Origin of the sequence: Lentibacillus amyloliquefaciens, assembly GCF_001307805.1 — a bacterium.
Lineage (GTDB): Bacteria > Bacillota > Bacilli > Bacillales > Amphibacillaceae > Lentibacillus > Lentibacillus amyloliquefaciens.
In genome coordinates this window covers 25,561-49,086 of record NZ_CP013862.1, presented here as the reverse complement: position 1 = coordinate 49,086, position 23,526 = coordinate 25,561, and the positions used below count along the sequence as shown (strand labels likewise).

Below are 23,526 nucleotides of genomic sequence, written 5' to 3'. Positions count from 1 at the left end.
ATATCTTAAACTGCGAAACAGTGACAGTGTTGATTTCCGCTGCGGGCAGTCGCGCACCTTAGGGCAGCGCTTCAGCTTCCTGCTAAGATCTTCAGCTGCCCGCTTTTCCCGCAGGAGTTCGACTGCCCTCCGCTCCAATCAATACCATGTTAGCGCAGGAACTACACTCCAGACTCCTGCGGGAAAGCGAGGACGACGAGACCCCACAGCGAGCGTTCTTTGCGAGCGAGGAGGCTCAGCGCGAGCCCGCGGAAAGCTGGAGTGTACTTCCGGAGCGGTATTATAGCACTCTATCAAATGCGGTGGTTAACGAGCAGCAAAGCTTACGAAAAAAGCCTTCGAAAAGCACCTTTTAAAATTTGTTTACTGTGTTTTTTGATCAGATACACATTAAAATCCGGCGCCCTTGTTACAGAACGCCGGATTTTTTATTACAATTAAAGTTTATTTTCTATTTCAGCTATCATATGCTTGCACTCTTCATATTCGCGCTGTCGCCTTTTTTCAACGGCTATACGTTTATCTAATTTCCTTTCATATTCCTCATAGCCGATTTTGTGCGACTGCTGCATTGCTTTCTCCATTTCAGGAGTGTAATTCATTCTTATTCCACTATTAATAGTGAACCATCCTTTCGTTTGATTACAATAGTAAGCATATCATATCGCTAATCATTCAAACAATGCGCATATGATAGCATTAAAACGAAAAGAATGATGTATGAAAAGCTGATAACCATTCAATTACTTTGCATTTACTTATAAAGCAGATTTCTGCCAATTGCTGTGATTTCCCTAAATCTCGTCTTATTCAGCTTTGCCGTCTACCGGAACGATAGCGCCGTTGAATTCTTCTTTAATAAAGTTCTGGATTTCGTCAGAGTGCAGGACATCCACCAATGTGTTGATGGCTTCGTTATCTTCGTTTTCTTTTTTCACTGCTACCACGTTAACATATGGTGATTCTTCACCTTCCAGAATAAGAGCGTCTTCCGTTGGCGTCAAATCTGCTCCAATGGCAAAGTTTGTATTAATCGCAACCAGTGTATTTTCTTCTGTTTCATACAAATTAGGCAATGTTGCAGGGTCGTAATCATATGAGAACGTCAGATTTTTCGGATTCTCTACAATATCATCTGTTGTAGCATCAACCGTATTGACATCTTCTGCCAATTTAATGAGACCTTCTTTTTCAAGCAGTCCCAAAACGCGTCCATGGTCGGCAACAGAACGGCTCATTAATACTTCAGTTCCCTCCGGCACCTCGTCGATGCTGTTAAAATCTTTTGAGTAAATACCCATTGGCTCAATATGAATACCGCCAAGATGTGTAAAGTCAAAGCCAATATCAGCAATCTGTCCTTCTAAATAAGGGATATGCTGGAAGTAGTTTGCATCAATTTCTCCATTCGACAGGTCTTCATTCGGTAAAACATAATCCTGGTACTCTTCAATTGTCAGCTCGATGCCTTCTTCTTCAAGAAGCGGTTTCGCTTCTTCTAAAATCTGAGCATGCGGCGTGCTCGATGCGCCAACTTTTAATTCGGAGCTGTCTCCGCTGGCTGATTCTCCACAAGCTGCGAGCAATACAACGATTAATACAGATACGAATGCTAAAGCTTTTTTCATCTAAACTCTCTCCTTTTTTATCGTTTATCTATTTTATTGGAGACATAATCCCCGATAAATTGGAATAAAAAGACAATTAGTACAATAAGCACTGTACATAAAAATACAACATCAAATTCACGGCGCTGGAACCCGAAGAAGTACGCATAATTACCGAGTCCCCCGGCACCAATAACACCCGCCATCGCAGTATAGCCAATTAAATTGATAGCTGTTACGGTTATACCTGAAACAAGCGCAGGCATTGATTCAGGAAGCAACACCCGGAAAATGATGGTGCGGGTTTTTGCCCCCATCGATTTGGCTGCTTCGATGACGCCTTTATCAACCTCTTTAAGCGCAATTTCAACAAGCCGGCCGTAAAATGGAGCTGACCCGATGATTAATGCCGGCAGTGCCGCATTCGGTCCCCGGATGGTTCCAATCAAGAAATCGGTAAACGGAAACAGAAGCAAAATTAAAATGATAAACGGGATCGCCCTGAATATATTGACAATCGAAGCGACAATGATATTCAAAAATTTATTTTGCCAGATTCCGTCTTTCATGGTCAGATAAAGCAGGAGTCCCAGCAGTATCCCAAAAATAAATGTACCTATCAGAGCAATAATCGTCATATAGAACGTTTCATAGGTTGCCACCCATAAATCCTGCATTTCAATATTCGGGAACAGACTATTCCACATTTCGGACCACCTCCACTTCAACGGAGGTTTCATCCGTTATGTAAGTTATGGCCCGGTCAATTTCAGCCTTTTCGCCGTCCATTTGAACGAATAGTGTCCCATAGGCCCCTTGCTGCATTTGCGTGATTTTCCCCTGTAAAATATTGATGTCGATGTTAAAAGACCTGGCCATCTGGCTGATCAGAGCTTGATTGGTTGTATCACCTATAAAGTGCAGCCTGACGATTTTACCACTGTCATACGTATTGACGAGCTCTTCCGCACCGTCATCTCCATTGCTTCCCATAATTTGTTTAACAAATTTTTTGGTTACCGGTTGTTCCGGACGTAGGAATACGTCAAGCACATCGCCCTGTTCAACGATTTTACCTTCTTCCATGACGGCCACTTGATTACTGATTTTACGTATAACATGCATTTCGTGGGTAATAAGAATAATCGTCAAACCCAGTTTTGCGTTAATGTCAACAAGCAAGTCCAGGATGGCATTTGTTGTTTCCGGATCAAGTGCTGATGTTGCCTCATCACAGAGCAGCACTTTGGGTCTGTTTGCAAGTGCCCGGGCAATTCCGACACGCTGTTTCTGGCCGCCGCTTAATTGTGACGGATAAGCATTCTCTCTCCCGTTCAATCCGACAAGGTTGATTAATTCCTGCACACGTTCTTCCCGCTCCTGTTTCGGCACGCCCGATATTTCCAGCGGGAAAGCAATGTTATCTGTGACAGTTCGTGACCAAAGCAAGTTAAAGTGCTGAAAAATCATGCCAATCTCCTGACGGGTGAGCCGCAGCTGATTTGAATTTAAAGCTGTAATGTCCTGATCGTTGATGATGACTTGTCCGGCTGATGGTTCTTCCAGTCTGTTCAAAAGTCTTACGAATGTACTTTTGCCGGCACCGCTGTAGCCGATAACACCGAATATCTCACCATCTTTAATATCAAGGGTTAAGTCATCGACAGCCGTTATACGGTTATTTGATGTTGTAAATGTTTTGGTCAAACCCTTTATTGATATCAAGATTATCCTCCTTCATTGCTGCTGTAAGTATGATGTGATGTTTTTAATTTAATAACCAAAAAATAAAACGCCTTTCTGTAAGAGAACAGAAAGACGTATCATAGATCATCTTCACGTTCTCTTATCTGTCAAAGCAGATGCTTCGCAGGAATTGGCACCTTTCAAATACGAATCATTTGAGGTTGCCGCGGTTTCATAAGGCCAGACCCTCCACCGCTCTCGATAAGAGATAATAAGTATTCATTTCTAATCAATAAAAGAAATCTTAGCACGCTTATTCTATACTGTCAATACTTATGCAATTTTTCAGCTTGTGGCAAATAGTTCCGGCTTATATTCCATTAAGTAACTGTATATGTTGGCAATCGACTTAAATGCATATATTTTGTCCTTAACCCGTCCATCCTCTTTAATCAGCAGACAGGGAACACTCTCGACCTTGTATTCCTGCATGAACTCCGGATTAAGCGAGGCGTTCATTTCATAAAAAATATCCTGCTGATGGACTGCCTCAATTTTATCAAGCATTGACCGGGCCAGGGAGCAAGTACCGCAAAAAGGTGTATAAATAAATAATAAATATCGATCCTGCTCATATATTTCATCTGTTATTTCTTGCAAATAAATCACCCTAAATCAGAAAAATCGGATTAACCTCAATACGTTTCCCTGCAAGTTCAGCGGCAAGGATGTTCTCCGGTGTAGTTGCCACTTCACGATAGTCACTGCTTACAAAAATATGCTCAGCATGCGGCAATTCACGTGAAAGCTGACGGCGCAGTCTGATGCCGGGGCTGTCTTCATCAACCAGAATATAAACATCCCGGTTATCCAAGTCATAATCATCAAGCAGCTCATCAAATTTTTCGACACCAAGTGTGCCATTCGTACAAATAACCTCTGCATTTTCAGCCATCACTTTTTTAATCTGCCTTTTATCGGTTAACCCTTCTACAATGATAACTTTTTCATTGTACGCTGTCATCTATATTGCACTCCTTAGAGAAACAGTCATGATCAGATAAACCCAACAAAAAACCAAGCTATTAAAAAAGCTGACCTTACTCCTGTGAGTGAGTCAGCTTCATCAGTTCATTAATCTTTATTAACAGCCTCTTCATATTGGTCCGCAGTTAATAATTGATCGACATCTGATGGATTGGACGGCTCTAATACAACCAGCCACGCTTTTTCATAAGGCGACTCGTTAACAAATTCCGGGCTGTCTTCAAGCTCTTCGTTAATTTCAACCACTGTTCCACTAATTGGTGCATACAATTCGGAAACGGTCTTGACGGATTCAACACTTCCGAAGGACTCATCGGCTTCAAGTTCATCACCGACCTCAGGCAATTCGACAAATACGACATCCCCCAGTTCATCCTGTGCAAAATCAGTAATCCCGATTCGTACTTTCCCGTCTTCTTTTTTCACCCATTCGTGCTCTTCTGTATAATACAAATCTTTCGGTAAACTCATCAGAATCCCTCCAATAAATCATTACACTTCTACAATAACTATACTAGGCAATTTAACAATTTTCCAGCATTTTATTTTCACTTCGGTTAACAGGTACATGTTAACTATGGTTTCTTATTTTTTAAGCCATGTTTCATTGAATGACTCTTCTTTAAAGCCAAGCGTAACATCCTGACCGTCTGTCACAATTGGCCGCTTGATCAGCATCCCATCTGAAGCCAGCCATTCTGCCATTTCTTCCGTGCTCGCATCCTTAATTTTTTCCTTCATATTCTGCTCACGATATTTCTTCCCGCTCGTATTGAAAAACTTCTTCGGCGGCATGCCGCTTTGCGAAATGAAATCGAGCAGCTCATTTTTTGTCGGGGGATTTTCCACTATATGTATGCTTTCATAATCAATATCATGAGCGTCGAACCATTTTTTTGCTTTTTGGCAAGTCCCGCATTTTGGATACCAGTAAAACGTTAAAGTCATGCCCTTCTCTCCTTATTTTTTATTGTTTTAGATTCATTATAGCAAAGTTACCGGCAGCATGCGAGGTCACTTATGTGTTTTGGGATAATTTGTGAACTTCGGGAAATATCCTATGAACTTCGGCCGATTTGAAAATTATGGTGTAAACCTGACCTTTTAATAACCGATTGCATGCTATAATATAACTATCATACCTTGGAGGTGGCCAGTATGTGTTATGATAAAGACCGCAAGCAAACTCGTGATTTATTAAAGGAAACCGGCCTTACGTACGAAGACTATGCCGCAATAGATGACGGCAACCGGTACGAACTTGCCGGGGGAAAACTGGAGCTGATGAGTCTTGCGCCTTTAGTCAAACATCAAATGATCAGTTTTGAATTGCAAAAGAAATTTCTGCAGAGTTGTGAGGCTGATTACATTATTTTGTATGCACCGGTTGATCTCATTCTTTCAACCGATGAAGTCCGCCAGCCGGATGTTGTCCTGATTAACCGGGAAAGAAAAGATATTATTCGAAAGCGGGGAATTGAAGGGGCACCGGATTTGGTTGTGGAGATCCTTTCACCATCAACAATAAAGCGGGATAAGATTGATAAATTGGACGTTTACGCGCGTTTCGGAATTCCTGAATACTGGATTGTGGAACCGAACGCCGGAATGCTGGAACAATATATTCTTAAAGACAGTCAATATGAAATTATCAACGTGTTCCACGACAATGAACCGGTCACCTCTCCAAACATCGCATGTATATCGTTTACCATGAGAGATATTATGGATAATGTTCCGGAGCTGGAGGATTAGCTCAGGATCATGAGTTGAACTTATGGTATGATTTTTGAACATCGGGCATTTTCTCATGAACTTCAGGGTTTCAGCCAGTAGCAGCAAAAGCTCCCGGCCGATCCGGGAGCTTTTTCCGCTTTAGCTGAATTAAACAACATACTTTTCGTCTTCAATGATTTTCGCTGCGATCTCGCGTTTTTTGCCAATCACATTTCTCGGGGTATGACGTGTCAGTTTACGCAATGACGACAGCATCATTCTTAATGTATCGCCTTCCTCAACAGCAATGAGCGTATCCTTAGCATCGGCTTCGATCCGGTTAAAGGCTTCCTGGACATATACCTGTGTGTATAGAAGCTTCTGCTCGTGTTTATCCTTACCATCTTTATTAATTGCTTTTTCTGTTCTTAGAATCGCTGCTTCCAGGTTATAAACTTCATTGACCATATCAGCAAGATTAACAAGAATTTCCTGCTCGTTTTCCAGTTTCTGCTGATATTTTTGTGCGGCAAGACCGGCTCCAAGCAAAACCATTTTCTTAGCATTCTTCAGCAAATATTTTTCCTGCTCTAAAGTAGCATCGCCCACTTCTTCAGGCATCATCATCATAAGCTCTTCCTGCAGCTTTTGTGCTTCCTGCAGAAGCGGCAATTCACCTTTCATGGCTTTCTTCATGAGCGTTCCCGGAACGATCAGACGGTTTATTTCATTGGTTCCTTCAAAAATCCGGTTAATGCGGGAGTCACGATACATTCTGGCTATTTCATATTCTTCCATGAAACCATATCCGCCATGGAGCTGCAGTGCTTCATCAATGACATAATCCATGCACTCTGTAGCCGAGAATTTATTCAGGGAGCACTCAATCTGATATTCTGCAATTGCCTTCGCTACTTCTCTGCCGTCTGTCAACTGCTCATCAGTCAATGAGCCCATCCTTTGTTCAAACAATCCGACTGTGCGGTAAACGGCACTTTCATTAGCGTAAGTGGCCGCAGCCATTGTTGCGAGTTTTTCCTTGGTCAGTGAAAAACTGGATATAGCCGTGTTAAACTGCTTCCGCTGATTCACATAGCTTGCTGCCAGCTCCAGAGCCCGCTTGGATCCGCCTACACCCCCCATTGCCAGCTTGTAGCGGCCAACGTTCAGAATATTGAAGGCGATTTTGTGACCTTTCCCTTTTTCACCGAGCAGGTTTTCAACCGGGACTTCAGCATCTTCAAGAATCAATGTCCGGGTTGATGATGCCTTGATACCCATTTTCTGCTCTTCAGGCCCTGTTGAAACGCCAGGGAAGTCCCGCTCAACAATAAATGCGGTGAATTTATCCCCGTCAACCTGGGCATAGACAATGAACACATCAGCAAACGCCGAATTGGTGATCCATTGCTTTTCCCCGTTTAAGATGTAATGTGTGCCGGCATCATTCAATTTTGCGGTTGTTTTGCCACTCATGGCATCTGACCCTGCGCTTGGCTCAGTTAGTGCATATGCGGCAATCTTCTCGCCGGTAGCCAGGTTCGGCAAATATTTTTGCTTTTGGTCTTCATTGCCAAAGAAAACAATCGGAAGTGTTCCAATACCGACATGTCCCCCGTGTGTAATTGAAAAACCACCGCCGCGGGAAAATTTTTCTGTGATAATGGCTGAGCTGATTTTATCCAAATCAATACCGCCATATTCTTCCGGAATATCTGCCCCAAGCAAACCGAGTTCACCGGCTTTTTTCAATAGATCAACCGAATGTTCAAATTCATGGTTCTCCAAGTTGTCAATCTTCGGTACGACTTCACCTTCAATGAAATCATCGGTTGTTTTGCCGATCATTTTGTGTTCTTCGGTAAAGTCTTCAGGTGTAATGATATCCTCTGCTTGCAAATCTTCGGTTAGAAACCCGCCGCCTTTGAATAATTTTTCTTTTGTTTCACTCATGTTCATCGTTCCTTTCCCTAATTGAATTTTTCCAGAGCATCCAATTTTCTGCGATCCCTTTTTTAATAAAGGTTCTTTTCGTACGTTTTGTTGCTTTTTACGAAGTTGATATAAAGTGCGAACCAATGAAAAATCTCATTCTATTTTCGTTAAGTTTTAAAAGCCGCTTCGGCAATATACTTCGCTTTCCATGGGCACGGCCTCAGCCACCTTGAAAAGCAAAGACCGCTTTTCGGCGGCGTCTTCGGACACGTGGCTGTTCTGACCCGAGTCTGCGTATATTGCCTGCTCTGGGAAGTGATCACTGTTCCATAATAGTATTGAAGCAAACAACCTTAGCGAAGGAAATACACGGAGACTCCAGCGGGAGCATAGGCATAGGTGAGACACCGAAGCGCTTCAGCGCGAGGAGGCTCACCAGCCGCCCTAAGGTGCGCGGAGTGTATTTCCGAAGCGATAGACAACGCACCAACTTACACCTAAAGTTACTTCGCAGTTTATGGTTTTTGTGTCAAAATCCCTAAACTTTTATATAACAGTATTTAAATCTCTGAATTCTTGCAAGTTAGCATTCGTGCCTTCAATAGACTGGAATCAAATTTCAACAAGGTTCATAGGTTACAATAGTTCAAATACGCCCGCTGCTCCCATTCCGCCACCGATGCACATTGTGACGACACCATATTGTACGTTGCGGCGTTTCATTTCATGAATAAGGCTTAACGTTAACTTAGTGCCTGTCATGCCAAGCGGATGGCCAAGTGCAATTGCTCCGCCGTTTACGTTGACAATCTCCGGATCCAGGTCGAGCGCTTGAATAACACGGACTGATTGGGATGCGAATGCTTCGTTCAGTTCGATCAAACCGATATCGGACAGATCCAGACCAGCTATATCGAGCGCTTTGGGAACTGCTTCAACAGGACCGACACCCATAATTTCCGGCTCAACACCTGCAACGGCAAATGAATGGAATTTGGCAAGCGGCTTCAAGCCTTCAGAATCTGCTTTTTCACGATCCATGACCAGCACTGAACCAGCAGCATCACTCATTTGTGACGAGTTTCCTGCTGTAACGGATCCGGTGGCTGAAAAGGCCGGCTTCAAATTGCCGAGAATTTCTTTTGTTGTTCCCGCACGTACGCCCTCATCCATCTCGAACATAGATGTTTTCTCTTCAACTTTATTCTTTTCTCCAATGACGCGTTCGGTTACTTCCACCGGAACAATTTCATCTTTGAACTTGTCTTCTTCCAGTGCTTTGGCTGCGCGCTGATGACTCCGGACAGCAAATTCATCCTGCTCACCACGCGAAATGCCAAAACGATTGGCAACTTCTTCAGCTGTATGACCCATTTGCATATAATATCCCGGTGCATCTTGAACAAGTTTTGTATTTGGTTTAATGACGTGACCGCCCATCGGAATCAGACTCATCGATTCTGCTCCACCGGCGATAATCGTATCACTCGCACCGATCATAATACGTTCAGCTGCATAAGCGATGCTTTGCAAGCCGGAGGAGCAATAGCGGTTTATCGTTATACCGGGGACATCATTCTTAAGCCCGGCAAGCCCCGCAATGTTACGGGCCATATTCATCCCTTGCTCCGCTTCCGGCATTGCACATCCGATAATGACATCGTCTATATTGCCATCGTAATTTCCTGCACGTTTCAGTGTTTCTTTAATGGTTAATGCTGCCAGGTCATCTGGTCTTGTATAAGCCAGTGAACCTTTATTAGCTTTTCCTACAGGGGTTCTTGCACCTGCAACAATGACTGCTTCCTTCACATTTTCTCCCCCTCTTCAAATTAATTACGCAGTGGTTTGCCTTTTAAAAGCATGTGCTGCATACGCTGCTGTGTGAGCGGTTCGCTGATCAGACTCAGGAATGCTTCACGTTCCAAGTCAAGCATCACTTGTTCATCAATTAGCGTTCCTTCTTTAATCCTTCCGCCTGACAGGACATATGCTAATTTTTCCGCAATTTTTATATCATGGTCTGAAGCATAGCCGCTGAACTGCAATGATTTTGCGCCAAGCAACATTGCGGCGTATCCTGCATCCCCCGGTACAGGAATTTTTTCACGTTTCGGCGGTTGATAGCCTGCTTTAGCAAGTGCCAGCACTTTTTCTTTTGCATCATGCAGAAGATGGTCCGGATTGACACTGATGGCATCCCCACTGTTCAAAAAGCCATTTTCGCGTGCTTCTTCTGCTGAGGTTGATACTTTGGCCATCGCTACCTTTTCAAAAACATCATTCGCAACTTTGGTCAAATCAAAGTTGACTCCTTTAGGCAGATTGCGGAGCTCTTTCAAATAAAGTTCTTTGGTTCCGCCGCCACCCGGAATCAGGCCGACACCGAATTCAACGAGTCCCATGTACGTTTCGGCTGAAGCCTGGACTGCAGCCGGCAGTGAAAGTTCCGCACCGCCGCCGACCGTCATATTAAACGGAGCGGCTACAATCGGCTTTTCCGAGTACTTAATATTCATTGCGGTTTTCTGGAACTGACGAACAACCATATCAAGTTCAAAGAAATCGTCGTCCTGTGCCGCCATCAGCATCATGCCCAGATGAGCGCCAACACTGAAATTTTTACCCTGGTTACCGATAACCAACCCTTCATAGTTTTTATTCACTTCATCAATCGCGTCATTAACCATTTTAATAATATCAAGGCCGATTGCGTTTCCTTGTGAATGAAACTCGAGACCGGCGACACCATCGCCAAGGTCAACCAAGCTCGCACCGGAATTCTTTTTAATCACACCCTTTTCATCTTTTAAGCGACTCAGGCTGATTTCTTTCGGATTAAAAGACTGCTTTTTGTATTCACCGTTATGGTAGTAAAAGACATTGCCATTTTCCGTTTGATAAAAAGATTCTTTACCGGCCTCCAGCATACTCAGTACCCATTCAGGTACTATTGTGCCTTCTTTTTGCATCCGTTCAACTGATTTCCGGACCCCGATGGCATCCCACGTTTCAAACGGTCCTATCTCCCAGCCAAAGCCCCACTTCATTGCCTGGTCAATTGAGACAATATCGTCTGCAATTTCACCGGTGAGTTTCGCGGAATAACCAAGCACCGGTTTCAACACAGACCAGACTAAATCACCGGCTTTGTCACCTTCAGCATTTACAAGCGCTTTCAATTTACGGTGAGGTCCTTTCTCTTGATTGGCTGCTTCGGTTGCATTTGTTTTTAATTTTTTCCGGTCTTCGTACTCAAGTGTTTCCGGGTTTAATTCATAAATCGTGCTGCCGTCTTTTCCTTTCTTCTTTAAGAAAAAGCCCTGACCGCTTTTTGCGCCGAACCAGCCTTTTTCCTGCATCTTTTGCATGAATTCAGGCACTTTAAACACGTCTTTTTCGTCACCTTCAACCTGATCATAGACGTTGTTGGCAACGTGAATGAACGTATCAAGTCCTACCACATCCAGCGTGCGGAATGTGGCACTTTTCGGACGGCCAATCATAGGCCCTGTAACAGAATCTACTTCACCGATGCTGTAACCGCCTTTCAGCATCTCCTGTACCGTTACAAGTAACCCATACGTCCCAATTCGGTTGGCAATAAAGTTTGGCGTGTCTTTAGCTTCGACAACACCTTTACCGAGTACGTCTTCACCAAACGTTTTCATAAATGCGAGAACATCCGGGTCTGTATCTTTCGTAGGAATCACTTCAAGCAGCTTTAAATAGCGCGGCGGATTAAAAAAGTGTGTTCCAAGAAAATGGTTGCGGAAGTCTTCAGAACGCCCGTCAGCCATATCTTCCACAGAAATTCCTGACGTGTTTGAACTGACAATGGCGCCTTCTTTACGATAATTGTCAACGTTTGCAAAAACCTTTTGCTTAACTTCCAGGTTTTCAACAACAACTTCGATGATCCAGTCAACATCTGCTAACTTTTCGATATCATCTTCCATATTGCCGACTTCAATTAAGTCCATGCTTTTCTTTGATGTGATCGGTGATGGATTTTGTTTTAACAAAGCTTTTTTGCTGTCAGCAGCCGTACGATTTCGTACAGTACTGTCTTCCAGTGTCAAACCTTTCTTTTTTTCACTTTTCGTCAATTCACGCGGTACAATATCGAGCATGATTGTCGGAATACCCACGTTCGCCAAGTGTGCAGCAATACCGGAGCCCATGACCCCCGAACCAAGTACTGCGGCACGCTTGATTGTTCGCTTCATGTTATATCCCCCTTCAAATTTTGAATGAATACTCATTCATTTTTAGTAGAAAATAAAAGATAGTCGCCTATCTGTCTATTAAATAGTATAAATTATATTCTGATAGTTCGCAATAAAAACAAGCAATCTTTTTTCAATATATCTCTAAAAGTCTTTCATGACCCAGAAAACTGCGTTAGAATATAACAGTTGAATTGAAGTATTCAATTTGAATTCGAACATCTTCTTCTAAAGAAAGGATCTACATTATTATGAACAGAATAGTTATGACAGAATATGCTCAGATTATACTCGGTGCTACATTAGTTGCGTTATCTTACAATTTATTCCTTTTACCTTCAAGACTGGCAGCAGGCGGCATGTCCGGGGTAAGCACCATTATTTTTGAATTATATGCCATCAGTCCGGCACTCACACAACTTTTGATTAATCTCCCCATTTTTATAATTGGCTGGATTGCACTGGGGAAAGATTTCAGCTGGAAAACGTTGCTTGGTACATTCTGGGTTCCCTTTATAATATACCTTACTGCTGATTTCTCTTACACTGTATCCAATCCTGTATTAGGTGCCATCTACGGTGGTGTCATACTTGGCGCCGGCCTTGGTACAGTTTACAAAGGGAAAGGTTCAACCGGCGGAACAGCTGCCATCGCTCAAGTTGTTAAAAAGTTTACAGGGCTTTCAAGCGGCTATTCACAGCTGATTGTTGACGGCCTTGTTGTGGTTTCTTCTTTAATCGTATTTAATCTGGAATTAACGTTGTTCGCGCTCATGTGTATTTATATTACCAGCAAAACAATTGATATCGTCCAGCTTCGAACTGCCTCATCCAAATTAATGTTGATCATTACTGAAAACGAAGCGAAAATCCATGATGTGATTAGTAATCAGATCGACCGCGGCTTGACAAAGGTCCGGACCGTCGGCGGGTATACAAACCAGGATAAATCAATGATTCTCTGTGTTGCTGATCAACAGGAAGCGGTGAAGCTTAAAAATCTGCTGCCGGAAGAAGATCCAACCGCTTTTGTCGTGTTTATTAACGCCTCCGAAGTTCTGGGCCGGGGCTTTACTCTCGACAAATATTACGGGCAAAAATTTTAATCGAAGAAGGTCCATGGAAATCGGCAAACCGCCGATTTCTTTTTTCTGCATATTACCTGCCGTTTGTAAAGTTATTATTAGTGACACAAAACCCATAAACTGCGAAACAGTGACAGTGTTGATTTCCGTTGCGGGCAGTCGCGCACCTTAGGGCAACGCTTCAGCCTCCTCGGAAGAAAACCGCTTCCTGCTCAGGTCTCAGCTGCCCGTTTTCCCGCAGGAGTCGACTGCCCTCCGCTCCAATCAACATTCACAAGTAAGGTTTAGTTAAGCACCAAAACAATGAGATTATAAAGCCCATCACCAGCGGAGGAAATACACGACGACTCCAGCGGGACGGGAGGTATCGGTGAGACCCCTTAGTGCTTACCCCGAGGAGGCTCACCAGCCGCCCTAAGGTGCGCGGAGTGTATTTCCGGAGCGGTCTCATTGAATCAAACATTTATTATAGTACTTCGCAATTTACATCAAATACGAAGGTTAACGAGCATCAAAATTCACAAAAAGGCCCTTGCTAATAATAATCTGGATGGCTTTTTCATTAATCGTAATCATTCCTATTTACAAATCGTAATCATTACGATAGTATTAAGTGAAACTTTATTCAGGAAAACGAATATTTACGTATTAAAAGTACGAAATAAATATTGTCTATAATGAAAGGACTTAAAGTATGAAACTCTGCCATGCCATACTAATAATGATGATCACTGTCATTATCACCGGGTGCAGTCCATCCAATTCGAATACTGACGCTGATGCAGATTTGAAAATCTACACCTCCGTCTACCCCATTCAATACGCGATTGAGCGGATTGGCGGCGAATCGGTTGAGACAGAATCGGTCTACCCGCCGGGCGTTGATGCACATACCTATGAACCATCGTCAAGAGACATTACATCCATTGCAGAAGGTGATGCATTTATTTTCCTTGGAGCCGGAATGGAAGGATTTGCAGAAACGGCCGCTGATGCTTTGAAATCTCAGGATGTCGCTTTAATCGAACTAGGTGCTAATGAGGCATTATTTCATGATGCTAAAGACGGCGATGAGGAACATAATCATCATCACCAAGGTGAAGACGGACACCATCATGACCACAATCCGCACATCTGGCTTGATCCACTGCGGATGATTGATATGGCAGGTATCATCAAAGGGAAACTTATTGAATTAAACCCTGATAACACCGAACAATATAACCGAAATTTCAAGGGTTTGAAAGATGATCTGCTTGAACTGGACAAAAAATACCGGGACACACTGAATGCTAAAGAAAATAAAAAGGTTGTTGTTTCTCATGCTGCATACGGTTATTGGGAAGAAAGGTACGGCCTCGAGCAGATTGCCATCCGCGGTTTATCGTCAAATGATGAACCATCCCAAAAAGAACTGATAGCAATTATTGATCAGGCAAAAGATTACAATCTTGATTATATTCTGTTTGAACAGAACAGTTCGGACCATGTTTCTGAAATCATCCAGGAACAAATCGGCGCCAAAAGCCTGGAACTCCATAATTTAGCTATTCTGACCGAATCTGATTTAAAAAACGGTGACGATTATGTTTCACTGATGAAAGAAAACCTTAATGTACTTGATCAGGCAACCAATTAGGAGGTTTACAGAAATGAAAGAACCGGTTGTTTCAATGAAGAATCTCAGCCATGCCTATGAAAACAAAAACACGCTTCATGATATTAACTTTGAAATCCCCCATGGTGCTTTTATGGGAATGATCGGACCAAACGGCGGAGGCAAAACGACGTTGATAAACTTGATCCTTGGCCTCATAAAACCTGATCATGGGTCCATTAATCTTTTCGGTGAACCGATCCAAAAGTTCAAAGACTGGAGTAAAATCGGTTTCGTTTCACAAAAGGCCAACTCCTTCAACAAAGGTTTTCCGGCGACTGTCTACGAAGTTGTCTCAATGGGGCTGACAGGAAAAATTGGTTATTTTAAATTATTTAAAGCAACACATAAACAGAAAGTGATCGAAGCAATTGAACAGGTCGGCATGGAAGATTACACGTATGAGAATATCGGCAACCTGTCAGGCGGACAGCAGCAGCGTGTGTTTATTGCCCGTTCACTGGTCAGTGAGCCGGAGTTATTGATCCTCGATGAACCGACTGTTGGCGTTGATCAGGAAAACGTGCAAAAATTTTACGATCTTCTGCATCAATTAAACGAAAAACACACGATTACACTATTGCTTGTTACCCATGATACGGGAACGATGACTGAGCATGCTACAGATCTTGTTTGCTTAAACAGAACATTGCATTTTCATGGGAACCCTGATGAGTATAAAACACTGACAAATGATGATTTATCAAAGTTTTATAGTCACCCCGTCAATATTGTGACACACAGCCATTAACGTTGGAGGAATCCTTTATGCTGGCAGATTTTTTAGAATATGATTTTTTACGCCATACTTTTTTAACAGGACTATTAATCGGTATCATTGCACCATTGCTCGGGACCTTCATCGTTGTCAGGCGGCTTTCCCTGATAGCTGATGCATTGTCTCACGTAACACTTGCCGGCATCGCGTTCGGACTTTTTATGGATAAGAAATTCGCCCTGGGAATTGCCCCGCTCTATAGCGGAATGGGATTTTCCGTTCTCGGATCGATTTTCATTGAAAAATTGCGCGACGTTTATAAAGCATATCAGGAGCTTGCTATTCCGATCATATTATCGGGCGGTGTAGGGCTGAGCGTTATTTTCATAGCGCTCGCTGATGGTTTCAACACCGATTTATTCAATTATTTATTCGGCTCTGTCTCTGCCGTCAGTGAGACGGACTTTTATTCGATTTTGGGAATCGCAGCAGTTATTATGTTGGGGATTGGGTTATTTTATAAAGAACTGGTAACCTTATCCTTTGATGAAGAACACGCTGTTGTTTCAGGAATCCATGCCAAAAGGATTCATTTGCTCTTTATCATTATGACAGCACTGGTTATAGCAGCATCGATCCGTGTCGTTGGTGTGCTGCTTGTGTCTGCTTTGATGACATTGCCTGTAGCAGCTAGTATGCGGATTGCCCGCGGTTTTAAGCAAATGATTCTTTTTTCAATTGTATTTGGCGAAACAGCTGTTATCATAGGTTTAATAGCAGGCTATTATTTCAGCATCCCGCCAGGCGGAACCATTGTCATGGTTTCCATTGCCATCCTCCTTGTGGCAATTGGTTTCAAACGTTTAAGTATGCCGCTGAAAATGAGGAAAGGAAGGTGAGCCCGAAATGAAACTTAATGAGGCGATTGAACAGATTAAAAAAGAAGGCTACAAGACAACCGGCAAACGAAAAGATATACTGACGTTTTTTGCTGAAGCTGACGGCTATCGCACAGCAAAAGATCTCATTGCCTATTTAGAACCTTTATATGAGGGCATCAGTTTTGATACTGTTTACCGCAATCTTCACTTGTTTCACGAAGTTGGCGTGCTGGAAACAACCGAACTAAACGGAGAAAAGAACTTTCGCATCAGCTGTACGGAGCACCATCATCACCATTTTATCTGCAAAGATTGCGGAAAAACAAAAGAAATTGAAGTCTGCCCAATGAAGGAAGTACAGCAGTCCCTTGGCAATTATGCAATCGAAGACCATAAGTTCGAAATATACGGCTTATGCCCGGCGTGCCAGTAAGCATTGTTTCTTTTTTGCCGCCCAGGTATGCCCCCGTCTTTCCAGATATATTTTCTTAACTTTTAAAAAAGACTTTCTGAACCGTAACGGGTTCCTTTCACAAAACGCTAATTTGTATATTAAATTGCACCGCTAAATACGGTGCTTTTGTTGATAAAAAATAAACCCGTTAAAACTAAGCCATTCATGGAACATCATTGATTTCACAGATAAAAAAGGTCAACCAGAACGATTGACTGACCCTATCATTATGTTGAATACTTTCTTTCGCGCAAAATGCCAGCCGCCGCCAGGAATGTGGTCCCCCGCAAATCGCTGCGATCCATTTACCTTGTTTATCAAATCCACGAATCAGTGTGAGCAAACGTTCATCTTTATCAAATGGAGCCGGTTCTCCTCCCGGTATGATCAAAATATTGTAATTCGAGGGATTACACGCTTCAATATTCAAATCAACCTTTACTTTGAACTTTCCTTCATGAGTGACTTCCTCATTTAATGCTGCAGTATCAATTTCGACGTCACAGACATTTAACATGCAGGACAAAGGACTAATTTCCCAATCAACATACCCTTCGTATAAAAAGAATAATGCTTTCAACTGTTTAACCCCTTATAAATTTTTAGGCTTATGGACGAAACAACTTGGGTTTTACCACCTTATGCTAAAAGAGTTTTGTTTACTTTTAGAAAAAGCAGCGTGCAAATAAAAACCTCCTCATACATGATAAACGGAATCACATGTAATGGGAGGCTTTATATAATAGAAATGTATAGGTGAATTGGTTTCAAACTTAACCTTGCGCAGCTTCGCTTTCATCCATGTACATGACTTCCCAAAGATGGCCGTCTATATCCTGAAAACTCCATCCGTACATAAATCCATGGTCTATCGGATCATTTGCAGACTTTCCGCCAGCTTCTAACGCTTTCTTTACAATCTCATCAACTTGTTCTCTACTTTCAGCGGAAATAGCCAGAATAGCTTCGGTATTGTTGGTTGTATCAGCAATTTCTTTGTTGGTAAAAGTTTTAAAAAACGTTTCGACGAGCAGCATTACAAATGTATTTTCATTAATCACCATGCACGTTGCGTTTTCATCCGTAGCTTGAGGGTCAAACTCAAACCCTATCTTAGAAAAAAAGGCAACGGATTTATTCAGGTCTTTTACCGGCAAATTCACATAAATTTGCTTCGCTTGCAATCCTTATATCCTTTTTAATAAGAAATACTTAAATCTCTTTTAATGTACAAAAAAATAAATAATTACACAAGTGACTCAAGTCATTATTTTTTGAAAAATATGCTGCTTTTGTCTCAATAAAAAATGACTACCAAATCAATCTACAATTTGATAGTCATTTTGCTTACATATTTAAGTTTGCGATAGGTAACAAAACCCGTAACCTGAACTGAAAGCTTTTCTTAGCAGGATTATCCAAAGATTTCTTCAAGCACTTTTGTTTCTTCATGATGGAGCAGGTTTTTCTGAATTAGTCCGGTAACCGGTTTGTTCATTTCTTCTTTTAATTCTGATGCATCATCCGGCTCACCGACCACATAAATGTTTTCCCACTCATGATCTTTTGCTTTTTTATCCAATTTCGGTGCAATGCTTTTATACCAGCGCTGTTTGTTAGCTTCATAGCGCGCATTGAATTTGTCCTGCTGGGTGCTCCTGCCTCCGGAGCCCATTGATGCGTCAGCCTTATGCGGACCGGTAAACTGACGCCATTTATCTGTATCGAGATCAAATTTATAGTAATCTGTTTCCAATATCTCATTGAGATGTGACTCAATAATTTTTATCTCATCTTTCTGCACAAGTATGATACCTGTATTTGGATATGTTTCTTCAAGCTCTTTTAACTGCTCAAGTTCAGGAATTGTTTCCCAATAAAATTCTGTTTTAATCGGCATTTGAAATCTGTCGGCAAACCATATTTCTTCATCAGCTGATGCAAATAAAATGATACCCTTGCGAAAATGCTGTTCATTGTTATGAACAAATTTTTCTACCTTTTGCTTGACAAGCTGAAAATTTTTCAGCTCTTCTTTATCATTATCCTCTTTTAAATAGCTTTCAAAATTACGGAGTCCATTCTTTAAATGAAGTTTCCATTCACCGGCTTGCTGATTTGCATCAGACGGGTCTGTATTTAAATACATCGTCAGGATTTTATTGTCTTGTTCTTTTTTTATATGCTCAAGCTGATTAATCTGTTGACGTAAACTCATCGGATATAGGCACTCCCTTTAATTGATTGGTACTTATTCCTATTTATCCGCATAATACGTCAATTAAACATTGCTAGGTAATTAGTTTCAGACCAACCGCTGCAGCAATTATCATACCGATGAACAAAATGCGGCGCCAATCTGTTGATTCACCATAAAAAATCATACCGGCAATCGCACTTCCTGCCGTACCTATTCCCGTCCATATGGCATACGCTGTACCCATAGGCAGATTCTCCATGGCTAATGTCAAAAATAGAAAGCTAAATAGAAAGCCGCCAATCAGCCATGTAAATGAAAAAACACTTTTCTTCTGATTCACTTTAGTAATGCCCATCACACCAAAAATTTCGCCAAATCCGGCAATAATTAAATAAATCCAGCTCATGAATCGCGCTCACCCGCCTGTTCATCTGTAACAAGTTTCAATCCGATGACACCGCTTAACAGTAATAAAATGAGTAAAATTTTGAGCAAGCGAAACGGTTCGTCAAATACAACTATTTCCAATATGACGGTTCCTGTTGCTCCAATCCCGGCAAACACGGCATATGCTGTGCCAACCGGAAGTTTTTTGGAAGATAATACAAGTAAATGCATACTAAGATAAATAGCAATCACAGTCAGGATCCATGCCGTGACACTGTTGGCATGTTTGAGTCCAACGACCCAGCCGATTTCAAACAGCCCTGCCAAAAATAAAATATTCCAGCTCTTATTCATGATCATCGCTCCTGTCCTGCAAAATTCGTCCGATAAAGTGAAACTTCAATCAGTGGAAGTTTTCCCACTGATTGTTAGTTGAACTAAATCGGACATTTACGGGCAGTTGATTCCCCGCCTACACTTTCTTGTAAACACAAATTGTTTAGGTGGGAGTCTTACTGCCCGTTACATACGGGACAAAAATAAAAAGCCCGGGAAGATATCGTCATGCAGATATCCTCCCGGGCTTTTGTCCCGCCGTGTACACTAATCGTGCGTTTTCTCTCGGACCAGACCAGCATATGCTGCGGAACCCTAGAAAACCTTTTATTACTCACAGTATATACGAGTCATGATACGTTCGTCAATTAGGACCTGTCGTGTCACACTTTATTGATCTGTACCTTCCTGACCATTCTTCCCGCAACTTCCAGCACTTTAAAAGTCAGGTTATCCCGCTCGATCATTTCCCCTTCTTCAGGGAATGCATTAAATTCTTTCAGCAAATAACCGGAAAGCACGTCTTCCTCTTCAGGAATATCTGTATCAAAAATTGTATTAAGCTGATAAAGCGTTATTTTTCCGTCACAAATGATTTCATTATCGGTCAGTTTCTCAACAATCGCGGCAGTATCAGAATCCATTTCATCTTCAATTTCCTGTCCTATCATGGCTTCAATGGCGTCTTCATGTGTTAAAATTCCTTCCGTTCCGCCATATTCATCCAGTACAACCGCCATATGTTTCTTCTCTTTCGTCATCTTCCGGAAAACCCATTCAGCCGGTTGAAACTCAAACACAATCAGCGGATCCGAATAGCTGAAATGCTGTAATGATTTGTCAGGTTCCATGGACCAGGAAATCAAATATTTCGAATGAAAGACCGCGACAATGTCATCTATATCCTTATGGTAAACAGGGTATCGTGTATACGGATTTTGAATGACCATATCTCTTACTTCCTCAAAAGAAGTTGTTGATGCCAAAGCTGTAATATCAACTCTTGGGGTTTTCAGGACATCTTTGACATCGAGATTGTAAAAATCAAGCACACCTTTAATACGATTGGATTCTGCGTCATTAAACGTTCCTTCCGAATCAGCGATATCAACCATACTGCGCAATTCTTCCTTGGAGACCGATGCATCGCTTGAATCTCCCTTTGCAAGTGCACTGGTTATCTTATTTGTCAGCCAATTAAGAATGATGGTAATCGGTTTTAATACAATGACAAAAAATCGGATGACCGGTGAAATCATCATTGCTATTTGATTCGGAAATGCTGCTGCCACAGACTTCGGAATGACTTCAGCAAACACAATAATTAAAATGGTCAAAACAGCAGACGCAACACCCACGTTAAAGTCGTACTGTATCGCCATGGCTGTCACTAAGGTCGGGAGCACGATATTGGAAATGTTATTGCCTATTAAGATTGTTGTTATAAATTCATTTGGTTTAGAAATTAAATCCAATAGTTTCTTTGCTTTATTATCATGATTATCCGCTCTTGCCTGTAATTTCATCCTATTGGCTGCAGTTAAAGCTGTTTCACTCCCGGAGAAGAAAAGTGAGACAAACAATAATATAATAATTGCAATAATCACAAGCAATGTACCCCTTTCCTGGATCATTGTTTAGCTTTACAGGATGATAACGTTACTGTTTGGACCGCAGCGATTCCTTTTAATAAATTCAAGGTAAAAAAGCAGCGGAAGAACCGCTCTTCAGCTGCTTTTTTCGGCATGCAACCGGAAGCGGGATCCCTTTTTCAATCCTGTGTGGTTATTCAAGAAATTTTAGGGACAACTTGCCGGTACAAGTCCGATTTTGATTCATTCACCTTTTTTTGGCACTTGTTCTTTTTTAATCATTTTAATAAACGCCACGACAATCAGCAGTAATATAATCGTAAATGGCAATGCGGACGTCAGCGATGCCGTCTGCAATGCATTCAAACCGCCGGCAAACAGGAGTACGACAGCAATAGCTGTAATCAATACGCCCCAAATGATTTTTACTGTCAATGCAGGGTTAAGGCTGCCTTTAGACGTCATGCTTCCCAGTATATAAGTGGCAGAGTCTGCTGATGTAACCAGGAAAGTGAAAATGAGCAAAATAGCCAGTATGGACAGAACATTTGGCATTGGCAAGTTGGCAAATGTTTCAAACAAGGCAACCGTCATATCAGCATTGACCGCTTCAGCAATTTGCGTCCCGTTGAATAGGTCACTGTAAATAGCTGTTCCGCCAAACGCTGCAATCCATAGACAGGCAATAACCGGCGGAACAACCAGGACACCAAATACAAACTCACGGATTGTCCGGCCTCTTGACACGCGGGCAACAAACGCACCGACAAATGGCGACCAGGCTGTTGACCATGCCCAGTAGAAAATGGTCCACTCAGTCACCCAGCTTTCACCGGAATATGGTGTCAGACGGAAACTGTAGCTTACAAAATTTGTAATATAATCGCCTAATCCCAGTACAAACGTATCTAAAATAAAGACGGTCGGGCCTGCGATAAAAACAAACACAAGGAGCAGCAAGCATAAACCAAGATTCAAATTACTGAGCCACTTGATTCCCCGGTTCAAACCTGTACTTGATGAAATCAGATATGTCACCAGCATAACGGCTGCAATTATCATTTGAATCGTAATCGCATTCGGAACACCAAAGACGCTCTTCAGGCCGCCATTCATCTGGGATATTCCCAGTCCGAGTGATGTGGCAACTCCCATAACTGTTGCAATCACGGCGAGCGTATCAACCGTGCCGCCCAGGATACGATTGCTTCCAACTACAGGTTCAATTGCTGTTGAGATTAGTCCTTTCTTTTCTTTCTTAAATTGCAGAAAAGCAATGATTAAACCGACAACAGCAAACACTGACCATTGGCTCACAGCCCAATGGAAAAAGGAATACCCCATAGATATTCTGGCGGCCTCTTCAGTTTGCGCCTCTAAACCGGTAAAAGGGGTCTCAAAAAAATGACTCATAGGTTCAGCTACACCCCAGAATACCAGACCGGCGCCAAACCCGGCTGAAAACAGCATACCAATCCAAGTGAAAAAAGGATACTCAGGGCGGGACCCCTTAGGCCCGAGACGAATTTTGCCATATCTGGTCAATGACAGTATTGCTAAAAACATGACAAAAATAAACACTGCCAGTAAGTAAAACCAGCCAAAATTAATCGTTGTGAAACTGAATAATTGATTGGCAATCGCTTTAAATGTTTCAGTAAAGAGTGCTCCGGCTAACACTAATAGTCCAACAATTATAGCTGATATAAAAAATACCGGATTCTTATAAGTATGTTTTTCCATAATAATTCCTTTCTTTTCCGGGCTTAGGGAGCAAAATGTTTGTTCAAGCGAAACATCACTGTATTGCCAAATCAGCTCCACACCTTTATGTATATCCTAAACCTCTGAGAAAACTCTTATTTTGTTGATTTGGAAATCTGTGGATTATTATACATTTTTTGTTGAATATTTTCTAGTTATACCAAGACAACATTTATTATTTGGTCTTTATATACTATTGTTTGATATGTTTCTGCTATAAACAGTATTGCTG

At 42.0% G+C, this 23,526-nt stretch carries 24 protein-coding genes and 2 riboswitches; of the genes, 6 read left to right on the top strand and 18 right to left on the bottom strand.

The genetic code is table 11. The features are described 5' to 3' along the window. Positions 1–437: 437 nt before the first annotated feature. The 8 genes from AOX59_RS19940 to AOX59_RS00215 form a co-directional block, all read right to left on the bottom strand. Positions 438–602, bottom strand: a complete 165-nt coding sequence (locus AOX59_RS19940) for a YuzK family famiily protein (protein WP_169792840.1) — start codon at positions 600–602, stop codon at positions 438–440. A gap of 204 nt (positions 603–806) precedes the next feature. Further along, entirely contained in the window at positions 807–1,628 is an 822-nt protein-coding gene (locus tag AOX59_RS00245; RefSeq protein WP_068440134.1) for a MetQ/NlpA family ABC transporter substrate-binding protein, read from the bottom strand. Positions 1,629–1,645: 17 nt separating this feature from the next. After that, positions 1,646–2,314 (bottom strand): methionine ABC transporter permease, encoded by a 669-nt coding sequence (locus AOX59_RS00240; RefSeq protein WP_068440132.1) that lies wholly within the window; start codon positions 2,312–2,314, stop codon positions 1,646–1,648. Further along, positions 2,304–3,332: a methionine ABC transporter ATP-binding protein gene (locus AOX59_RS00235; RefSeq protein ID WP_068440129.1), complete on the bottom strand. Its 1,029-nt coding sequence runs from the start codon at positions 3,330–3,332 to the stop codon at positions 2,304–2,306. Before AOX59_RS00235 ends, AOX59_RS00240 begins: the two co-directional genes overlap by 11 nt. A gap of 118 nt (positions 3,333–3,450) precedes the next feature. After that, positions 3,451–3,561, bottom strand: a riboswitch (SAM riboswitch). Positions 3,562–3,638: 77 nt separating this feature from the next. Further along, on the bottom strand, positions 3,639–3,962 hold the full coding sequence (locus AOX59_RS00230) for a thioredoxin family protein (protein WP_335338762.1): 324 nt from the start codon (positions 3,960–3,962) through the stop codon (positions 3,639–3,641). A gap of 1 nt (position 3,963) precedes the next feature. Continuing rightward, entirely contained in the window at positions 3,964–4,317 is a 354-nt protein-coding gene (locus AOX59_RS00225; RefSeq protein ID WP_068440124.1) for a toprim domain-containing protein, read from the bottom strand. A 110-nt stretch (positions 4,318–4,427) separates the two neighbouring features. After that, positions 4,428–4,811: a glycine cleavage system protein GcvH gene (gene gcvH, locus AOX59_RS00220; RefSeq protein ID WP_068440120.1), complete on the bottom strand. Its 384-nt coding sequence runs from the start codon at positions 4,809–4,811 to the stop codon at positions 4,428–4,430. Between the two features lie 114 nt (positions 4,812–4,925). Beyond that, the gene (locus AOX59_RS00215) at positions 4,926–5,288 is read right to left on the bottom strand and encodes an arsenate reductase family protein (RefSeq protein ID WP_068440116.1); all 363 of its coding nucleotides are present in this window, start codon (positions 5,286–5,288) and stop codon (positions 4,926–4,928) included. 210 nt (positions 5,289–5,498) lie between these two features. Here AOX59_RS00215 and AOX59_RS00210 point away from each other — a divergent pair, with 210 nt between their 5' ends. Further along, positions 5,499–6,095 (top strand): Uma2 family endonuclease, encoded by a 597-nt coding sequence (locus AOX59_RS00210; protein WP_068440114.1) that lies wholly within the window; start codon positions 5,499–5,501, stop codon positions 6,093–6,095. Between the two features lie 129 nt (positions 6,096–6,224). On the opposite strand, the gene AOX59_RS00205 is transcribed toward AOX59_RS00210, so the two are convergent. The 3 genes from AOX59_RS00205 to AOX59_RS00195 form a co-directional block, all read right to left on the bottom strand. Continuing rightward, positions 6,225–8,009, bottom strand: coding sequence for an acyl-CoA dehydrogenase family protein (locus AOX59_RS00205; RefSeq protein WP_068448047.1), 1,785 nt, complete (start codon positions 8,007–8,009; stop codon positions 6,225–6,227). 618 nt (positions 8,010–8,627) lie between these two features. Further along, on the bottom strand, positions 8,628–9,803 hold the full coding sequence (locus AOX59_RS00200) for an acetyl-CoA C-acetyltransferase (RefSeq protein WP_068440111.1): 1,176 nt from the start codon (positions 9,801–9,803) through the stop codon (positions 8,628–8,630). A 20-nt stretch (positions 9,804–9,823) separates the two neighbouring features. Continuing rightward, positions 9,824–12,220: a 3-hydroxyacyl-CoA dehydrogenase/enoyl-CoA hydratase family protein gene (locus AOX59_RS00195; protein ID WP_068440106.1), complete on the bottom strand. Its 2,397-nt coding sequence runs from the start codon at positions 12,218–12,220 to the stop codon at positions 9,824–9,826. 266 nt (positions 12,221–12,486) lie between these two features. On the opposite strand from AOX59_RS00195, the gene AOX59_RS00190 reads away from it, so the two are divergent. The 5 genes from AOX59_RS00190 (at position 12,487) to AOX59_RS00170 (ending at position 16,994) form a co-directional block, all read left to right on the top strand. Beyond that, positions 12,487–13,326 (top strand): YitT family protein, encoded by an 840-nt coding sequence (locus AOX59_RS00190; RefSeq protein WP_237049335.1) that lies wholly within the window; start codon positions 12,487–12,489, stop codon positions 13,324–13,326. Between the two features lie 700 nt (positions 13,327–14,026). Then, positions 14,027–14,944, top strand: a complete 918-nt coding sequence (locus tag AOX59_RS00185) for a metal ABC transporter solute-binding protein, Zn/Mn family (RefSeq protein ID WP_237049334.1) — start codon at positions 14,027–14,029, stop codon at positions 14,942–14,944. A gap of 13 nt (positions 14,945–14,957) precedes the next feature. Then, positions 14,958–15,713 (top strand): metal ABC transporter ATP-binding protein, encoded by a 756-nt coding sequence (locus tag AOX59_RS00180; RefSeq protein WP_068440096.1) that lies wholly within the window; start codon positions 14,958–14,960, stop codon positions 15,711–15,713. Between the two features lie 17 nt (positions 15,714–15,730). Beyond that, positions 15,731–16,579 (top strand): metal ABC transporter permease, encoded by an 849-nt coding sequence (locus tag AOX59_RS00175; RefSeq protein WP_068440093.1) that lies wholly within the window; start codon positions 15,731–15,733, stop codon positions 16,577–16,579. Between the two features lie 7 nt (positions 16,580–16,586). Next, positions 16,587–16,994, top strand: coding sequence for a Fur family transcriptional regulator (locus tag AOX59_RS00170; RefSeq protein WP_068440090.1), 408 nt, complete (start codon positions 16,587–16,589; stop codon positions 16,992–16,994). A 184-nt stretch (positions 16,995–17,178) separates the two neighbouring features. Here AOX59_RS00170 and AOX59_RS00165 read toward each other — a convergent pair whose 3' ends face one another. From AOX59_RS00165 to AOX59_RS00135, 7 genes are all read right to left on the bottom strand, one after another. Next, positions 17,179–17,595: a DJ-1/PfpI family protein gene (locus AOX59_RS00165; RefSeq protein WP_237049333.1), complete on the bottom strand. Its 417-nt coding sequence runs from the start codon at positions 17,593–17,595 to the stop codon at positions 17,179–17,181. Positions 17,596–17,788: 193 nt separating this feature from the next. Further along, on the bottom strand, positions 17,789–18,199 hold the full coding sequence (locus tag AOX59_RS00160) for a VOC family protein (RefSeq protein WP_068440088.1): 411 nt from the start codon (positions 18,197–18,199) through the stop codon (positions 17,789–17,791). Positions 18,200–18,429: 230 nt separating this feature from the next. After that, on the bottom strand, positions 18,430–19,233 hold the full coding sequence (locus tag AOX59_RS00155) for a VLRF1 family aeRF1-type release factor (RefSeq protein ID WP_068440085.1): 804 nt from the start codon (positions 19,231–19,233) through the stop codon (positions 18,430–18,432). Positions 19,234–19,306: 73 nt separating this feature from the next. Then, positions 19,307–19,621, bottom strand: a complete 315-nt coding sequence (locus tag AOX59_RS00150; protein ID WP_068440083.1) for a DMT family transporter — start codon at positions 19,619–19,621, stop codon at positions 19,307–19,309. Then, positions 19,618–19,956 carry a DMT family transporter gene (locus AOX59_RS00145; RefSeq protein ID WP_068440080.1) on the bottom strand — a complete coding sequence of 113 codons (339 nt, stop codon included), beginning with the start codon at positions 19,954–19,956 and terminating at the stop codon, positions 19,618–19,620. Before AOX59_RS00145 ends, AOX59_RS00150 begins: the two co-directional genes overlap by 4 nt. Positions 19,957–20,175: 219 nt before the next feature. Further along, positions 20,176–20,268, bottom strand: a riboswitch (guanidine-I (ykkC/yxkD leader). A gap of 53 nt (positions 20,269–20,321) precedes the next feature. Continuing rightward, positions 20,322–21,545: a hemolysin family protein gene (locus tag AOX59_RS00140; RefSeq protein ID WP_068440077.1), complete on the bottom strand. Its 1,224-nt coding sequence runs from the start codon at positions 21,543–21,545 to the stop codon at positions 20,322–20,324. Between the two features lie 228 nt (positions 21,546–21,773). Further along, on the bottom strand, positions 21,774–23,273 hold the full coding sequence (locus AOX59_RS00135) for a BCCT family transporter (protein ID WP_068448045.1): 1,500 nt from the start codon (positions 23,271–23,273) through the stop codon (positions 21,774–21,776). Positions 23,274–23,526: the final 253 nt, after the last annotated feature.

Excerpts from the sequence above, each read along its gene's own strand:
- AOX59_RS19940 (WP_169792840.1), bottom strand. The coding sequence starts at position 602 with ATGAATTACACTCCTGAAATGGAGAAAGCAATGCAGCAGTCGCACAAA.
- AOX59_RS00245 (WP_068440134.1), bottom strand. The coding sequence starts at position 1,628 with ATGAAAAAAGCTTTAGCATTCGTATCTGTATTAATCGTTGTATTGCTC.
- AOX59_RS00240 (WP_068440132.1), bottom strand. The coding sequence starts at position 2,314 with ATGTGGAATAGTCTGTTCCCGAATATTGAAATGCAGGATTTATGGGTG.
- AOX59_RS00225 (WP_068440124.1), bottom strand. The coding sequence starts at position 4,317 with ATGACAGCGTACAATGAAAAAGTTATCATTGTAGAAGGGTTAACCGAT.
- gcvH (WP_068440120.1), bottom strand. The coding sequence starts at position 4,811 with ATGAGTTTACCGAAAGATTTGTATTATACAGAAGAGCACGAATGGGTG.
- AOX59_RS00215 (WP_068440116.1), bottom strand. The coding sequence starts at position 5,288 with ATGACTTTAACGTTTTACTGGTATCCAAAATGCGGGACTTGCCAAAAA.
- AOX59_RS00210 (WP_068440114.1), top strand. The coding sequence starts at position 5,499 with ATGTGTTATGATAAAGACCGCAAGCAAACTCGTGATTTATTAAAGGAA.
- AOX59_RS00205 (WP_068448047.1), bottom strand. The coding sequence starts at position 8,009 with ATGAGTGAAACAAAAGAAAAATTATTCAAAGGCGGCGGGTTTCTAACC.
- AOX59_RS00195 (WP_068440106.1), bottom strand. The coding sequence starts at position 12,220 with ATGAAGCGAACAATCAAGCGTGCCGCAGTACTTGGTTCGGGGGTCATG.
- AOX59_RS00190 (WP_237049335.1), top strand. The coding sequence starts at position 12,487 with ATGACAGAATATGCTCAGATTATACTCGGTGCTACATTAGTTGCGTTA.
- AOX59_RS00185 (WP_237049334.1), top strand. The coding sequence starts at position 14,027 with ATGATGATCACTGTCATTATCACCGGGTGCAGTCCATCCAATTCGAAT.
- AOX59_RS00180 (WP_068440096.1), top strand. The coding sequence starts at position 14,958 with ATGAAAGAACCGGTTGTTTCAATGAAGAATCTCAGCCATGCCTATGAA.
- AOX59_RS00175 (WP_068440093.1), top strand. The coding sequence starts at position 15,731 with ATGCTGGCAGATTTTTTAGAATATGATTTTTTACGCCATACTTTTTTA.
- AOX59_RS00170 (WP_068440090.1), top strand. The coding sequence starts at position 16,587 with ATGAAACTTAATGAGGCGATTGAACAGATTAAAAAAGAAGGCTACAAG.
- AOX59_RS00155 (WP_068440085.1), bottom strand. The coding sequence starts at position 19,233 with ATGAGTTTACGTCAACAGATTAATCAGCTTGAGCATATAAAAAAAGAA.
- AOX59_RS00150 (WP_068440083.1), bottom strand. The coding sequence starts at position 19,621 with ATGAGCTGGATTTATTTAATTATTGCCGGATTTGGCGAAATTTTTGGT.
- AOX59_RS00145 (WP_068440080.1), bottom strand. The coding sequence starts at position 19,956 with ATGAATAAGAGCTGGAATATTTTATTTTTGGCAGGGCTGTTTGAAATC.
- AOX59_RS00135 (WP_068448045.1), bottom strand. The coding sequence starts at position 23,273 with ATGGAAAAACATACTTATAAGAATCCGGTATTTTTTATATCAGCTATA.